Annotated in this window: 18 protein-coding genes; 14 read left to right on the top strand and 4 right to left on the bottom strand. The window is 54.7% G+C overall.

All coding sequences use genetic code 11. The features are described from left to right. Positions 1-18: 18 nt before the first annotated feature. The 3 genes from glyA (at position 19) to TW80_RS01500 (ending at position 2664) form a co-directional block, all read left to right on the top strand. Positions 19-1314, top strand: coding sequence for a serine hydroxymethyltransferase (gene glyA, locus TW80_RS01510; RefSeq protein ID WP_045995607.1), 1296 nt, complete (start codon positions 19-21; stop codon positions 1312-1314). Between the two features lie 128 nt (positions 1315-1442). Then, entirely contained in the window at positions 1443-2105 is a 663-nt protein-coding gene (locus TW80_RS01505) for a hypothetical protein (RefSeq protein ID WP_045995606.1), read from the top strand. Positions 2106-2130: 25 nt separating this feature from the next. Next, positions 2131-2664 carry an RNA 2'-phosphotransferase gene (locus TW80_RS01500; RefSeq protein WP_045995605.1) on the top strand — a complete coding sequence of 178 codons (534 nt, stop codon included), beginning with the start codon at positions 2131-2133 and terminating at the stop codon, positions 2662-2664. On the opposite strand, the gene TW80_RS01495 is transcribed toward TW80_RS01500, so the two are convergent. Beyond that, positions 2661-3029, bottom strand: coding sequence for a hypothetical protein (locus TW80_RS01495; protein ID WP_045995604.1), 369 nt, complete (start codon positions 3027-3029; stop codon positions 2661-2663). The genes TW80_RS01500 and TW80_RS01495 overlap by 4 nt on opposite strands. Before the next feature lie 77 nt (positions 3030-3106). On the opposite strand from TW80_RS01495, the gene TW80_RS01490 reads away from it, so the two are divergent. The 4 genes from TW80_RS01490 (at position 3107) to TW80_RS01480 (ending at position 5639) form a co-directional block, all read left to right on the top strand. Continuing rightward, on the top strand, positions 3107-3853 hold the full coding sequence (locus TW80_RS01490) for an alpha/beta fold hydrolase (protein ID WP_045995603.1): 747 nt from the start codon (positions 3107-3109) through the stop codon (positions 3851-3853). A gap of 189 nt (positions 3854-4042) precedes the next feature. Then, positions 4043-4183, top strand: coding sequence for an entericidin A/B family lipoprotein (locus TW80_RS17770; RefSeq protein ID WP_071210172.1), 141 nt, complete (start codon positions 4043-4045; stop codon positions 4181-4183). A gap of 240 nt (positions 4184-4423) precedes the next feature. Next, positions 4424-4939 carry a DUF488 domain-containing protein gene (locus tag TW80_RS01485; protein WP_045995602.1) on the top strand — a complete coding sequence of 172 codons (516 nt, stop codon included), beginning with the start codon at positions 4424-4426 and terminating at the stop codon, positions 4937-4939. Further along, positions 4884-5639, top strand: coding sequence for a hypothetical protein (locus TW80_RS01480; RefSeq protein ID WP_162197144.1), 756 nt, complete (start codon positions 4884-4886; stop codon positions 5637-5639). Before TW80_RS01485 ends, TW80_RS01480 begins: the two co-directional genes overlap by 56 nt. 2 nt (positions 5640-5641) lie before the next feature. Here the strand turns inward: TW80_RS01480 and lepA are convergent, their stop codons facing one another. Continuing rightward, the gene (gene lepA, locus TW80_RS01475; protein ID WP_045995601.1) at positions 5642-7441 is read right to left on the bottom strand and encodes a translation elongation factor 4; all 1800 of its coding nucleotides are present in this window, start codon (positions 7439-7441) and stop codon (positions 5642-5644) included. A gap of 317 nt (positions 7442-7758) precedes the next feature. Next, entirely contained in the window at positions 7759-8082 is a 324-nt protein-coding gene (locus tag TW80_RS17960) for a hypothetical protein (RefSeq protein WP_157033183.1), read from the bottom strand. Between the two features lie 498 nt (positions 8083-8580). Between TW80_RS17960 and TW80_RS01470 the strand changes: the two genes are divergently transcribed. Next, the gene (locus TW80_RS01470; protein ID WP_045995600.1) at positions 8581-8913 is read left to right on the top strand and encodes a hypothetical protein; all 333 of its coding nucleotides are present in this window, start codon (positions 8581-8583) and stop codon (positions 8911-8913) included. Here TW80_RS01470 and TW80_RS01465 read toward each other — a convergent pair. Then, positions 8873-9310, bottom strand: a complete 438-nt coding sequence (locus TW80_RS01465) for a low molecular weight protein-tyrosine-phosphatase (RefSeq protein ID WP_045995599.1) — start codon at positions 9308-9310, stop codon at positions 8873-8875. The two genes, TW80_RS01470 and TW80_RS01465, sit on opposite strands and share 41 nt — an antisense overlap. Before the next feature lie 161 nt (positions 9311-9471). Between TW80_RS01465 and TW80_RS01460 the strand changes: the two genes are divergently transcribed. From TW80_RS01460 to TW80_RS01435, 6 genes are all read left to right on the top strand, one after another. After that, on the top strand, positions 9472-10143 hold the full coding sequence (locus tag TW80_RS01460) for an NAD-dependent deacylase (protein WP_045995598.1): 672 nt from the start codon (positions 9472-9474) through the stop codon (positions 10141-10143). A gap of 63 nt (positions 10144-10206) precedes the next feature. Continuing rightward, complete coding sequence (gene meaB / locus TW80_RS01455; RefSeq protein WP_045995597.1) at positions 10207-11202, top strand: methylmalonyl Co-A mutase-associated GTPase MeaB; 996 nt, start codon at positions 10207-10209, stop codon at positions 11200-11202. Then, the gene (locus tag TW80_RS01450; protein ID WP_045995596.1) at positions 11199-11831 is read left to right on the top strand and encodes a phytanoyl-CoA dioxygenase family protein; all 633 of its coding nucleotides are present in this window, start codon (positions 11199-11201) and stop codon (positions 11829-11831) included. Before meaB ends, TW80_RS01450 begins: the two co-directional genes overlap by 4 nt. Before the next feature lie 154 nt (positions 11832-11985). Continuing rightward, positions 11986-12270: a 50S ribosomal protein L28 gene (rpmB, locus tag TW80_RS01445; RefSeq protein ID WP_045995595.1), complete on the top strand. Its 285-nt coding sequence runs from the start codon at positions 11986-11988 to the stop codon at positions 12268-12270. Between the two features lie 157 nt (positions 12271-12427). Further along, positions 12428-14833, top strand: coding sequence for an ATP-dependent helicase HrpB (gene hrpB / locus TW80_RS01440; protein ID WP_045995594.1), 2406 nt, complete (start codon positions 12428-12430; stop codon positions 14831-14833). Between the two features lie 71 nt (positions 14834-14904). Further along, positions 14905-15366, top strand: a complete 462-nt coding sequence (locus TW80_RS01435; protein WP_045995593.1) for an NUDIX hydrolase — start codon at positions 14905-14907, stop codon at positions 15364-15366. Positions 15367-15382 lie beyond the last annotated feature (16 nt).

Raw genomic sequence — 15382 nt, 5'->3', positions numbered from 1 at the left:
TGAGAAGGGAACACATCCATGACTTCCACCGTCCGCGACTCCGGATTTTTCACCGAAACCTTGGAAACCCGCGACCCAGCACTGCACGACGCCATTCAGGCCGAGCTGAAGCGCCAGCGCAAAGAGATCGAGCTGATCGCATCTGAAAACATCGTTTCTGCCGCCGTAATGGAAGCCCAAGGCAGCGTGATGACCAACAAATACGCAGAAGGATATCCGGGCCGCCGTTACTATGGCGGTTGCGAGCACGTCGACGTTGCTGAGAACTTGGCAATTGATCGCGCCAAAGAACTGTTCGGCTGCGAATTCGCCAACGTCCAGCCCAACTCTGGCTCGCAAGCGAACCAAGGTGTGTACAACGCGCTGATCAAACCCGGCGATACCATTTTGGGTATGTCTTTGGACGCAGGTGGCCACCTAACCCACGGTGCAAAGCCCAACCAATCCGGCAAAATCTACAACGCCGTCCAATATGGCGTTCGCCGTCAGGACAGCCTGCTCGACTATGACGAAGTGCAACGCCTCGCGACAGAGCATCAGCCAAAAATGATCATCGCCGGTGGTTCTGCCATTCCACGCATCATTGATTTCGCAAAAATGCGCGAGATCGCAGATAGCGTTGGGGCTTACCTGCTTGTTGATATGGCGCATTTTGCCGGTCTGGTCGCTGCGGGCATCTACCCATCGCCTTTCCCACACGCACATGTTGCAACAACAACAACCCACAAGACCCTACGCGGTCCGCGTGGTGGCATGATCCTGACCAACGACGCTGATATCGCCAAAAAGGTGAACTCTGCCATTTTCCCAGGCATCCAAGGTGGCCCGCTGATGCACGTCATCGCTGGTAAGGCTGCTGCCTTTGGCGAGGCCCTACGCCCCGAGTTCAAATCTTACCAAGAACAAGTGGTCAAAAATGCGCAAGCCTTGGCTGATCAACTGATGAAAGGCGGCCTAGACATCGTATCCGGCGGGACAGACAGCCACCTGATGCTCGTCGACCTGCGCCCCAAAGGCGTAAAGGGCAACGCGACAGAGGTTGCTCTGGGCCGCGCACATATCACTTGCAACAAAAACGGCATCCCGTTTGACCCTGAAAAGCCGATGGTCACATCCGGTATCCGTCTGGGTTCACCCGCAGGCACAACACGTGGATTTGGCGAGGCCGAGTTCCGCCAAATCGCTGACTGGATCGTCGAAGTGGTCGATGGTCTGGCCGCCAACGGAGAAGACGGCAACGGCGAAGTCGAAGCCAAAGTCCGCGCCGAAGTCGAAGCGCTCTGCGACAAGTTCCCGATGTACCCCAACCTGTAATAACAGGCACATTGGCACTATTCAGAAGAGGCGGGATTTTCCCGCCTCTTTTATTTTGGGACACCTATTGCCCCTACATAACAATCTGTGAACACATTGGCAGCGACAGCGCGAGCAGGAGCGAATGAATGACAGATTGCGTATGGCTGTGTCAGGCGAGTGACAACATCGAAAACATGTTTGGATTTGATTGGCCGGAAGACCATCTTACGCTCGACGAGCAAGTTGCTCGTGACAACAAAATCATCTTAGCAGATAGGCGAGGCACGCCACTATCAGCGGATGATCTTCCAACGCGTTTGGAAACGAAGGCAGATATGGACTTGCAAGAAGGCACAGGTCACGGACCAATGCTGCCTGAACGGTTACCACATGTCATAAGCTGGACCTGCCCTATCGTTTCTGCCGATGTTGCCGCCGTTCTGCGAGAGCACGATATAGGACGTTCAAACCTATATCCTGTCGAGCTATTCCGGCAGGATAAAGGCGTATCCTATCCACAGTCATTTTTTGTATTGAACATAGGTGAGGCGAAGACGGCTGTTTTACCGGATCAATCTGTGGGTTTGCGTCGAGCGCTAAGTAAAAATGTTGCTTACACGATCAACTATGGGGTTATAGATGATGCTTTAGTTGTTGAAAAAGACTGCTTGGGCAATCCTGATATTTGGGTTGATCCTCTTATCCAAAGCCATGCATTTTTTGTGAGCGACCGCTTGCATGATGGATTTGTGAATGCAGGCCTTGTGGACGCCTTCGCGTTTAGCCGCTGTAAGTCTCTGAAACCCTGATACATCTCTAAACATGGATTTTTGAATGGCCGATGAACTCACAAACAAGAGCAAATTCTTGAGTTTCGTTCTTAGGCACAAACCCGACGAAATTGGCGTTGAGTTAGATACCCAAGGTTGGGGGTCCGTTGCCCAGATCGCGAATAAATCCGGCGGGAAACTCTCAGTTCAAGAGATTTTGGATATCGTTGCGACCAGTGACAAAAAACGCTTTTCACTTTCACCTGACCAAGCGCAAGTTCGCGCGAACCAAGGGCATTCTTTTCCGGTTGACCTCGGACTACAGCGACAAACACCGCCTGATACTCTCTATCACGGGACAGCCACACGTTTTGTAGATGCAATCGTGACAGAGGGTCTAAGAAAACAATCACGTCAGCACGTTCATCTGACCGACAACGTCGAAACAGCCACCCAAGTTGGACAGCGTTATGGCAAAGCGGTAATTTTTCACGTTGATGCAAAATCAATGCACACTGCAGGGCACGCATTTTATCGCTCTGAAAATGACGTCTGGCTTACAGAATACGTAGAGCCAAAATTCTTACGTCAGCCCTAAACATATCCGCGTTGCACCAGAACATAGAGCAATAGCGCACCGACCACGATCAGCACGAATGCAACCGAGGCAGTGATGTTCAGGATCGTGGTCTTGCGGCGCTCCCAAGGGTCAACGCTGTTCAGATAGGCCACGGCATTGCGATGGGCGCGTTCGACACGGGCCTCGTTGACCATCCGGGCGAGTTTTGGGTTTTGCACCAGCTCAGCGGATTCGATCAGGTATTTCATGTCCCGGCGGATGTGGCGTGGCAAAGTCCGCCCTGCCTTGCGCACTTGGGTCGCAAAACTGCTACCGCGCACCCGCAGCTTTTCCTCAAGCAGCGCGCTAAGTTCGGTGACTTTCTGTTCAACCATATGGACCATGAAGACCTGCTAATCGCGTTTTGTTTTTGGCTCAATGCCTCTGGTGTCTCTCGGCGAAATAGCGCTAATACAGATGCATGTTGAACACGGTACACTACGACGGCCCTGCCGTAACACCCCTGTTGATTGCACACGGCCTGTTTGGGTCCTCACGCAACTGGAACGTCATCGCCAAGCGGCTATCGGACACGCGCCCAGTCACGGCCGTAGATATGCGCAACCACGGGAACAGCCCATGGTACGACAGCCAAAGCTACGCGGATATGGCCGGAGATTTAGCCGCAACAATCGCAGAGCCAAGCGACGTTTTGGGGCATTCGATGGGCGGCAAATCCGCCATGGTACTGGCCCTGACCCATCCCGAAAAGGTCAAGCGCCTGATCGTCGCCGATATTGCACCCATCGCCTATCAACACACCCAAGCCGGGCCGCTCAACGCTATGCGCAACGCGGATCTTTCGGCCGTGACCAACCGATCAGAAGCCAAAGAACAGCTCGGAGACCTTGAACCCGGCGTTGCCGATTTCCTGCTTCAAAGCCTTGATATGAAAGAAAAGCGCTGGCGACTGAATTTGGACGTGCTGGACCGCGACATGGCGCAGATCGTCGGTTTCCCGCAGGTTTCAGGCCGCTTTGATGGGCCGACCTTGTTCCTATCGGGCGCAAACTCGCGCTACGTGCTGCCCGAATACCGAGACCGCATCAAAGCGCTCTTTCCCAATGCGAAATTCGCCAAAATCCCGGGCGCAGGCCATTGGCTGCATGCCGAAAAGCCGCGCGAATTCGAAGCCGCCGTGCGGGCATTTCTGGGGGCCGCGAGCTAGACTAGACAAGAGGTCACAAAGGTCGCAACGCTTAGGCCACCCATGACAATAACAAAGGCGTGGGGAAGGTAATACATCAGTCTGCTCCGCATTGGCTAAGACTGATACGCAAGTTGCGCGGCTTTCCGGCGGAACTTTTTCGGCGGCTTCCGGGTTTGTCACATGACGATAAACCCGAAAGGAAAGCCAATGACCAAACTCATCATCCCCCTCACCCTCGCTGCCTTTACCCTAAGCGCCTGTGAAACAATCAAAGGTGCAGGCCAAGACATCTCCAACGCAGGTGAAGCGATTACCGAAGAAAGCCAAGAGGTGCAGAACGATCTTTAAGGATTGGCTTTGCGGGCACTGCCTTAGAGGCGGCACGCCGCGCATGGACCTCGGGGTGGGTGCGAAGCGCCCTCCCCATGGGGGAGGTCCGGGCGCTGCCAAATCGGAGATTTGGCATGCAATCTGCCCATTGAAACAGTATCGTGTTGCAAAGCCCCCATATTGCTGTTTGGTAAGCACATGCATTTGGCGGGTTAATCGAGGCCCTTGTTTAGGATTCAAGTGCCAAAGGAGAGCAATATGAACAAGCTTTACACTATTGGCTATGAAGGCGCTAATGTCGATCAATTGATCGAAACGTTGGTAAACTTGAACGTAAAGCTACTTGCTGATGTGCGTGAATTGCCCTTGTCGCGCAAAAAAGGCCTGTCAAAGAATGCTCTTAATGAAAAGCTTAATGAGGCAGGCATCGAATACCGCCACTATAAAAAGCTAGGCGACCCTAAGCCTGGCCGTGATGCAGCAAAATCCGGCGACTTTGTTACTTTTGAACGAATATTTTACGAACATATGTCAAAACCCGGTACACGTGAGGCTCTTTCTGATCTACTAAAGGTTGCTTCAACCAAACTCACGTGCATGATGTGTTTTGAGAGATGTGCGACCCATTGCCACCGCTCAATCATAGCTGATGAAGCCATTGAAGCCGGTTTTGAGGTCTTCAATTTAATTGCTGACCGACCCGAAAAGTATCTTTTGAATGATTTCTCAATCCCGCGTCACAATCCTCGTGAAAGCCTCACCGCAGCCGAGTAAGAAGCACAACGAAACCGTTTGCTGTGCTGGCATAGACGATAGGGGCCAATGGAAACGGTTGTTTCCAATACGTTTTCGACAGCTTAGTGGTGAAAAGGCATTCAGTCGATGGGATATAGTGCAGTGCCAACACAGTGCGCCGACAACCGATTCTAGAAAAGAAAGTTGTCGCGTTCATGAAGAAACAATCGAGATTGTAGGTAAGGTTAAGCGCGACGTTGAGAAATCGTCTATTGTAGACAAGAGTATTGTATCCTCGGAAAAAGAAGCAATTTCAAATGGAGCTTCACTAGCTGTAATTCGGCCGACCAATGTAGATTTGAAGTGGATTCGTAGAAGTAGCGACGAATTGGATATTGCTCGTCAGTCTTACATCCAACAAGCAGCACAATTATCATTGTTGGACAAAGAGTTGGAAGCCTATCAACCCTGCCCTTTCGAATTTAAGATGCACTATCAAGACGGTTCAGGACCACATAAAAAAACCTGTGCTGATTGGGAAACTGCAGCTACTTTCTATAAGTTATCGCGAGAAATGGAAGAACACGCAGTTCTGGAACACCTCCGCAATACATATTGTGAACAATATGTTAAAAAAGGTCTCGTATTCGCATTAGGCAATATGCAGAAGCGGCCACAAACATGGCAGTTACTCGGGATATTCCCAGTCGAAGCTACAAAACAAGGCTCACTCTGGTAGCCCTAACTGTCCATTTTAAGTGCGGAAATAAACGCCTCTTGCGGGATGTCTACTTTCCCAAACTGACGCATCTTTTTCTTACCCGCCTTCTGCTTATCTAGCAGTTTGCGTTTCCGTGTGGCGTCGCCGCCGTAGCATTTGGCGGTTACGTCTTTGCGCAGGGCCGATAGGGTTTCGCGGGCGATGACTTTGCCGCCGATGGCCGCTTGGATCGGGATTTTGAACATGTGGCGCGGGATCAAGTCTTTGAGCTTTTCGCACATCGCACGGCCACGCTGTTCCGCACGATCCCGGTGCACCATCATCGACAGTGCGTCCACAGGTTCGTCGTTCACCAGCACCGACATCTTCACCAGATTATCCTGCTGATAGCCGGTCATTTGGTAATCGAAGGACGCGTAGCCCTTGGTCACGGATTTCAGGCGGTCGTAGAAATCAAACACGACTTCGTTCAACGGCAGGTCATAAACCACCATCGCGCGGCTACCCGCATAGGTCAGATCCAATTGAACGCCACGGCGGTCTTGGCACAGTTTCAGCACGTCGCCCAGATACTCATCCGGCACAAGGATCGTCGCCTTGATCCGGGGTTCTTCGATGTGATCCACATGGGTCAGATCGGGCATATCAGCGGGGTTGTGCAGGTCGATCATCGACCCGTCACGCATATAGACGTGGTACACAACCGACGGCGCGGTCGTGATCAGCTCGATGTTATATTCACGTTCAATCCGGTCGCGGATCACTTCGAGGTGCAACAACCCGAGGAAACCACAACGGAAGCCAAAGCCCAGCGCGGCGGATGTTTCCATCTCGTGGCTGAAAGACGCGTCGTTCAGCGCCAGCTTATCAATCGCATCGCGCAGATCTTCGAATTCGGCGCTATCCACGGGGAACAGCCCACAGAACACCACAGGCTGCGCAGGTTTAAAGCCCGGCAGCGGCGTTTCCGTACCTTTTTTATCGGTGGTGATCGTGTCACCGACGCGGGTATCACGCACCTGCTTGATTGAAGCCGTGATAAAGCCCAGCTCACCCGGCCCAAGTTCCGCCACGTCCTGCATCTGCGGACGGAACACACCGATCTTATCAATCTGGTGGATGGTCCCGTTCGACATGAACTTGACCTTGTCGTTCTTTTTCATGGTGCCGTCGATCACACGCACCAGAACGATCACGCCTAGGTAGCTGTCATACCAACTGTCTACCAGCATCGCCTTCAGCGGTGCATCGCGGTCGCCTGTTGGGGCGGGCAGTTTATGCACGATCGCCTCAAGCGTTTCTTTGATCCCAACGCCTGTCTTGGCCGACACTTGGATTGCCTCAGAGGCATCAATTCCGATCACGTCTTCGATCTGTTCTGCCACGCGGTCACATTCAGACGCGGGCAAGTCGATCTTGTTCAGGACAGGCACGATTTCGTGGTCCGCATCAATCGCGTGATAAACGTTGGCAAGCGTCTGGGCCTCAACCCCTTGGGTGCTATCGACGACCAGTAGCGACCCTTCGACCGCACGCATGGACCGCGATACCTCGTAGGCGAAATCCACGTGGCCGGGCGTGTCAATCAAGTTCAGCACATAGGTCTCGCCGTTTTCCGCAAGATATTCGATGCGCACCGTGTTGGCCTTGATCGTGATGCCACGTTCCCGTTCGATATCCATGCTATCGAGCAACTGCGCCTTCATATCACGTGCGGCCACTGTGTTGGTCTCTTGGATCAACCGATCAGCAAGCGTGGACTTACCGTGATCGATGTGTGCGACAATTGAGAAATTGCGGATATGAGCGAGGTCAGTCATGAACGGGAGGCCCTGTGCAAAGTGTGACCCTGTCTTTGGCTAAATAACATGGGTTTTGCAAGTGGATTGAGATATGTTCACTGGGCGCGCTCCAAAAATACGAACACCAGCACAAGCAACTATTGTTGCCTTCAGATTGTCAAACCAAAGGAAAACATCAGAAACCTCGATTTAGAAGCGCATTTCAGAAAGAACTCAAATTGGAGCTCATTGGTAGACATCTAACAGAAGTCGCCTGAAGCTGCCCCCACGGACTGTCAAGGTACGAACTGACCTACCCACTGTTGGAACGGACGAACATGTTCCGAAGTGTGTTCTCATTGCCAAACATGATAGCGACCCTCCTGATCTAATGGGAACGTTGACCAATAACTTCTGTCTAATTGCTTAGGCTTAAATGCAAGATAGATTGGAATAACAAACTTATGCACTGGACCACTTCTTCCAGCATTGTAAAGGTTAAGAAATTCTCTTTTAACTTCCGTGATTTGATGGTCGCCCAACTTCTCCCAAGGCAAATCAAAACTGGTAACCACCACCTCTAACCCAAAATCTGCATAGAATTCCGTCGAAGAATTGTACTTTTCATGATCGACCCCAAGCTCTCTGGCACGCCTTTGATATGGCGTACGCTCTTGCACAAGATCGCCCGCTAAACGGCCGACTCCTCTCAATTCGATCTCAAATCGAAAGATCGTAATCCCATCAATTCCTTAGCTTATGATCTGATAGTACAAGCATCCAGTTTGCGTGTTCCGCACAGCAGTCTTTCCTGGCTTGTCTTCAAATGGCGTGACAATCTCATACATCGGGCATCCTATCAGCATTCTTTTTGGTAAACCTAAAATCCCAGCGCACTTTACTCGCCCCCAGCCTTATCGAAGCTCCAGACATCCAGTTGCTGCGTCACAATTGGATGCGGCTGCAAAGCGCCATCATCTAAGTATACGTCCGAATTACGAAATATAGGTTTTTCGCACAACACTGAACAGGATCCGCGAAAGTGAACAGGGTTTCTCACCCCCGAGACCGACGCTTAATATTCCCCAATTGCATCGCGCCGCTTCCCTCGTCATAATCCGGTCTGAGGGCATCATCAGTCGGACCGTCTGCGCAGACAGCGGCCAGAGAGAGGCAAAATGCGGTATTTGATTTTTATTGGCATTTTAATGGGATTATCATCATGTGGCGGCGGTCGCCCGAGCGGCGTACCCAATGCCCAAGGCCCGATCAGCTCGGCCTGTATGGCTGCTGATCGCAGCGCGGCCTCGCCTGCCTTATGTGGTTGTGTTCAGGGGGTTGCCAATCAAACGCTGTCGGGCCGCGACCAGTCGCGTGCGGCCAAGTTCTTTGAAGAACCGCAATTGGCCCAAGACACCCGCCAATCTGACAACCCGAGTTCAGAGGCGTTCTGGAAACGCTACAAAGGGTTTAGCGAATTGGCGACCCAAGTTTGCGTTCCCGTAGCATAGTCCGCGCCGCTGCTTCGATCGTGTCGAGGCAGCCATCAAAGTCGCGTGTGTAATAAGGATCAGCTACGCCTCGCTCTGTCATCAAGCAAACAGGCGTATCATTTCCGACAGGGCGCAATCGCTCAATATCGTCGCGATTTTGCCCGTCCATCGCGACGATTAGGTCAAACGCATCAAAATCCGCGGCGTGAAATTGCCGCGCACGCAGATCGGTCAGATCATAGCCGCGCGCTTTGGCGGCAGCGACCATCGGCGGATAAGGCGGTTCGCCCACGTGCCAGCGCCCGGTACCAGCGCTGTCGATCATCAAGTCCGGTGCCATAGCGCGCATCACCCCTTCGGCCGCAGGAGAGCGGCAAATATTTCCCAGGCAAACAAAGAGGATGCGCATAGATATACCTTGCTTTTAATAACCGTCGCCCCCGATAGGCGCGGCCCCTGCCTAACATAATCCTTGCTGCACGGCAGATACTAGACATCGCATAAAATCCATCTTGGCGTGCTTTGCATATGCAGTCATCATCCGTGCAGCCCTCAAAACACCGCAAGGAGACTGTCATGAAAATCGCGATACTGACTGGCGCGGGCCTATCTGCCGAAAGCGGGCTGGGCACGTTTCGTGACAAGGGCGGCATCTGGACGAAATACGACCTGACCCAGGTTGCCACCCCCGAAGGTTTTGCTGCTGACCCGGCGCTTGTGCACGAATTCTACAATGCCCGCCGCGCAAACTGTGTCGAAAGCGAACCCAACGCAGCCCACTTTGCGCTGGGAGAGTTGCAATCTGATTCCGCGCATGAGGTCACAATAATCACGCAAAACATTGATGATCTACATGAACGCGGCGGGGCGAAAGACGTGATCCATATGCATGGGCAACTGCTGCGCGCGCTTTGCGCCAATTGCGGTGAACGCTGGGACGCCCCGATAATAATGACCCCGACCGATCTTTGCCCGCGCTGCAGCGCGCCCCAAACTAGGCCAGATGTCGTTTGGTTCGGCGAAATCCCCTATGCCATGGAAACGATCCAACAAAAGGTGAGTGAAAGCGACCTATTCGTCGCGATTGGCACCAGCGCCACAGTTTACCCTGCCGCCGGGCTTGTGCAGCTGGCGCGCGGTGAAACACGCGAACTAAACCTCGCGCCGACCGACGCGGCGGGTGCATTTGACAGCGGGCGTTACGGTCCGGCCACCAGCATCGTGCCCGAATGGGTGCAATCGCTGTGACCGCAGCGTTTAGTCACATGTCGTGCGATTGACCTGTCCCCTCACCCGATTATGAATAGGCCCATGACACGACATACGGATATTGCGGCATTGGCCGCCGGGGTAAAAGACGGGCAGCGCCGCGCGTTGGCGCGGGCGATCACGCTCGTGGAAAGCGGTCGCGCGGATCATCGGGCGCAAGCGCTAGAGCTATTAGGGCAGCTTGGCACCGAACGACAAGCCTTGCGCATCGGCCTATCGGGCACGCCCGGCGTTGGAAAATCCACCTTTATCGAAAGCTTTGGGCTGATGCTGACAGGCGTTGGGCTAAGAGTCGCAGTACTGGCAGTTGATCCATCATCAGCGCGTTCGGGCGGGTCTATCTTGGGTGACAAAACCCGCATGGAACATCTGTCACGTGATCCAAACGCCTTTATCCGGCCTTCGCCCAGCCAAACGCAGCTTGGTGGTGTGGCACGCCGCACCCGCGAAGCCGTCACTCTATGCGAGGCCGCAGGATTTGACATCGTACTGATTGAAACCGTCGGCGTCGGCCAATCTGAAACCATGGTCGCACAGATGGCTGATCTATTCTTGCTACTGCTCGCCCCCGCTGGCGGCGACGAACTACAAGGCGTCAAACGCGGCATCATGGAGATGGCAGACTTGATCCTCGTGAACAAAGCTGACGGTGAACTGAAACCGCAAGCCACCCGAACCTGTGCAGATTACGCCGGGGCGCTGCGCCTCTTGCGCAAACGCCCCCAAGACCCCGATGGATTTCCAAAAGCGCTCACAGTTTCGGCGTTGGAAACCAATGGACTGTCCGAAGCCTGGGAACAAATGCAAGAACTCAGCAACTGGCGGCGCGAATCCGGCGTCTGGGATCGCACACGGCTCGATCAAGCCAGCTATTGGTTCGGCGAAGACATACGCCAGGGGCTGTTGCAAATTCTCCAAGACGACCCAGCCACACGTGCCCGCATCGCGCAGGCAGAAGCCGCATTGCGCGAGGGCGCAACCAGCCCAGCTGCCGCTGCGGAATCGGTCCTCGCGCCAATTAAGTTGGCACTACAGTGACGCACCAATTGATATGGCTCCGCGGTGCGCTGGACGCGCCGGCACTGCGCGAAATTGAGGCTATTTTTGGCGACAAATTACGTGCGGGCGAAAGGCTGAAGCTTGATCGCCCCTTACGTGATCGCCTTGCGCCGGTCACACAGGCAGTTCAAGAACAATTCCCCAAAATGGAACCCGTTCGGGCGTTGGCATTTGACAAAACACCGCAGTCAAACTGGGTACTGCCTTGGCACCAAGATCGGGTCATCGCGGTTTCCCACCGCCATGACATTAACGGCTATACCAGTTGGACACGTAAATCTGGCATCTGGCATTGCGAACCGCCCGTCAATATTCTGCAACGCATGCTCTTTGTGCGCGTCCATATTGATGATGCGGATGCAACCACCGGCGCAATGGAAATTGCCGAAGGTAGTCACACCGACGGTATCATCCCATCAGAACAGGCTGAAAACATCGCACAAAGCCACCCACGCAATGTGACCGTTGCACAGCGTGGTGACATACTGATTCTACCAATGCTCACGCTGCACCGATCAATCCCAGCCCAAGCACCGAGCAGACGCAGGACCCTGCGCATTGACTATGCAGATTTTGCGCTAGATGGCCCTTTGTCATGGGCAAATTGATCGTCCGCGCGCAGCAATTCGGGTTGACGGGTGTTCGGAATCCGCCTATCTGGCGCTAATCCAATTCACGTCCCTGCGTTCGCGGGGCCCTAACCCGTATGACAGGTGGCCTGACTTTTGGGTCGGCCGTGTCCAAAAGACAAGGAATACGCTCATGTCGCGCCGTTGCGAATTGACCGGAAAAGGCCCGATGTCGGGCAACAACGTAAGCCACGCTAAGAACCGTACACGCCGTCGGTTCCTGCCAAACCTGCAAGACGTAACTTTGCAGTCTGACGTGCTTGGCCGTTCGTTCAAATTCAAAATCTCTAACGCTGCTCTGCGCACAGTCGATCACCGTGGTGGTCTGGACGCATTTATGGCGAAAGCCAAAGACACTGAGCTGTCCGCAGAAGCGCTGAAAGTGAAAAAAGAAATCGCGAAAGCACAAGCTGCTTAAGTTGTTTCTTTTGAAGTAGATAAAGCCCGGCTCTTCTAACGAAAGCCGGGCTTTTTCTTTGCGCGGGTGGATTAAAATCCACCCTACGGGCGGGAAGCGGGCGTGACGCCGTAGGGTGGGTCTTGACCCACCACCGTTGAATGGCCAGACACAGCCTATGACCAGCCTGCCCATTGACCCTATCTTGCCTGAACTGATCACCGCCGTGCAAAACGCAGGGCGTGCTGTCCTTCAGGCACCACCGGGGGCTGGTAAGACAACCCGCGTACCGCTTGCCTTGCATGATGCCGCCATGTTTTCTGGCAAAATCATCATGCTCGAACCCCGCCGCCTTGCCGCCCGAGCGGCAGCAGAGCGCCTAGCAGAGGGTTTAGGCGAAAGCCCAGGCAAACAAGTCGGCTACCGCATGCGCGGCGACAACAAGCCCGGCACCAAGATCGAGGTTGTCACCGAAGGCATTCTCACCCGAATGATCCAAGCTGATCCTGAACTCGCTGGCGTCAGCGCGATCATCTTTGACGAATTTCATGAACGCTCCCTGAACGCCGATCTTGGGCTGGCGCTCGCTTGGGAGGTCCGGCAGGTCCTGCGCCCGGATCTGGCAATCATCGTGATGTCAGCGACACTTGATGCCGCCCCCGTTGCAACCATGCTAGATGATGCGCCCATCATCACATCGCAGGGCCGTTCTTTTCCGGTCACCAACCACTATCTGGATACAGCAACCCCCAAAGGGGTCCGGCTCGAATCTGCCGCTGCTGACCTAGTTATCAAAGCCGCCCATGAAACATCTGGTGGTATGTTGGTGTTCTTACCCGGCGAAGGTGAAATTCGCCGTGTCGCGCAAAACTTGTCAGGGCGCTTACCCGCTGACTGCCATGTCAAACCGCTCTATGGGGCGCTTCCATTCAAAGAACAGCGTGCAGCAATCGCCCCGGCCAAGAGCGGCCGCAAGATCGTTCTCTCAACTTCGATCGCGGAAACCTCGTTAACGATCCAAGACATTCGCGTCGTCATTGACGCAGGCCGCGCAAGACGCGCCCGCTTTGATCCCGGCTCTGGCATGTCGCGATTGGTGACAGAACGCGTCAGCCGCGCTGAGGCGACGCAACGCGCAGGCCGCGCGGGTCGTGTTGCCGCAGGTGACGCCTACCACATGTGGACAAAGGGCGAAGACGGCGCCCTACCCGCCTTTGCCCCCGCCGAAATCGAGGCTGCAGACCTCGCCGGGCTCGCCCTCGAGATGGCGATCTGGGGCAGCGATGACCTCATGTTTCTCTGCCAACCACCCGAGGGCGCATTGGCAGAGGCGCGCGCGTTGCTACAAGGGCTGGGCGCGCTGGATGGCGCACTCAAGATAACCGCGCATGGGCGTGCACTTGCCAAAATTCCACTACATCCGCGGCTTGCACATATGTTGCAAACTGCCGGAGCGCAGGCTGCGCCTCTGGCCGCGCTCTTGGCCGCGCGCGATCCACTACGCGGTGCACCCGCCGATCTGCGGCTTCGCATTCAGGCCGCCTCGGCCCGTTACGATGGGCCTGGCCAGCTCAACCCATCTGCCCTCGCACAAATCAAATCCGAAATTCCGCGTCTGGCCAAAGGGTTGCCCAAGGTCGCCACAATGCCATTGGCCTGCATGGCCGCGCTTGCCTACCCTGATCGGATCGGTTTACGGCGTAAGGGCACAGAGCCGCGCTATATCCTGTCGGGCGGAAAGGGCGCGGCGCTCAGCCCCGAAGATCCGCTTGCCGGGCAGCGCCTCATCGTGGCCACGGATTTAGACGGTGACAATCGCGAAGCCCGCATTCGACAAGCCATCAGCATTACAGAAAGCGAGCTGCGCGACACATTTGGCGACCAAATCGAGTGGGAAGACGTCTGTAGCTGGTCCCGTCGCGAAAACCGAGTGCTGACACGACGCCAAGAACGCTTGGGCGCGCTCGTTCTGGATGACCGCAATTGGCCCGACGCGCCAGAAGAAGCAGTCGCAAAAGCCATGATCGCTGGAATCCGACAGCTTGGGCTTCGCCCATCTGCAGCGGTGGATCGGTTCCGCGCGCGGGTCGCACTGATCGACGACCTGCCCGCGATGGACGATGATAGTCTGCTTTGCGACCTCGAAAACTGGTTACTGCCCCACCTCGGAGGGGTGCGCAGTGCTGCGGATTGGAAAGCCTTTGATTTCCTGCCCGCGCTGCGCGCCATGCTTGACTGGAACCAAATGCAAAGGCTGGACAAACTCGCCCCCGCGCATTTCGAAACGCCGCTAGGGCGGAAAATTCCAATCGACTATGACGGCGACGCGCCCGCAATCACGCTACGCCTACAAGAAATGTTTGGCGTCACCACCCACCCAAGTGTTGGGCACACGCCGTTGCGGGTCACCCTGCTTTCGCCGGGGCAAAAACCTGTGCAGGTCACCCAAGATATCGTTGGTTTTTGGGCCACCTCATATGCAGATGTGCGCCGCGACATGCGTGGACGCTACCCGCGTCACCCCTGGCCCGAGGACCCGACCCAAGCTGACCCAACATTGCGCGCAAAACCGCGCGGAACATGACCCCGATTTGCAATCCGAATCACCCTATGTTAGGAAAACATCAATAAAATAAGTCTATTGAAGAGCAGGTTATGACTTCGCTGTTTGCAAACCTTTGGCAGGGCGTGCTGCGCCCTATCTTTCGACGCCCCCCAGCGTTGCAAGTTGCTGCGCTATGCCATCGGCGCGGCAAAGAAGGTACGCAAGTCTTGCTCGTGAGCAGTTCAAGCGGCAGATGGATTTTGCCCAAAGGCTGGCCCATTGACGGCCTGAGCGCGGTGGAAGCCGCCAAACAAGAAGCGTGGGAAGAAGGCGGCGTTAAGAAAGCCTCTGCCGACGAGGATGCCGTACAGACCTTCATCGGGGAAAAACGTTTCGACAACGGGGCAACGATCCCTTGCGAGGTCAAAGTTTACCCGTTCGAGGTCGAAAAACTATCCAAAACCTACCCAGAGGCTGAACGTCGCAAACGCGTTTGGGCCTCTCCGCAAAAGGCGGCTGAAATGGTGGATGATCCCGGTTTGCGGCAGGTCCTTAACAAATTCGACGCATAGCATTGGACAAGATAAC

It is taken from the genome of Loktanella sp. S4079 (assembly GCF_000967725.1).
In the GTDB taxonomy this organism is placed as follows: Bacteria; Pseudomonadota; Alphaproteobacteria; order Rhodobacterales; family Rhodobacteraceae; genus Yoonia.
The sequence above is the reverse complement of the archived record's forward strand: the minus strand, read 5'-3'. Positions and strand labels throughout refer to the sequence as shown.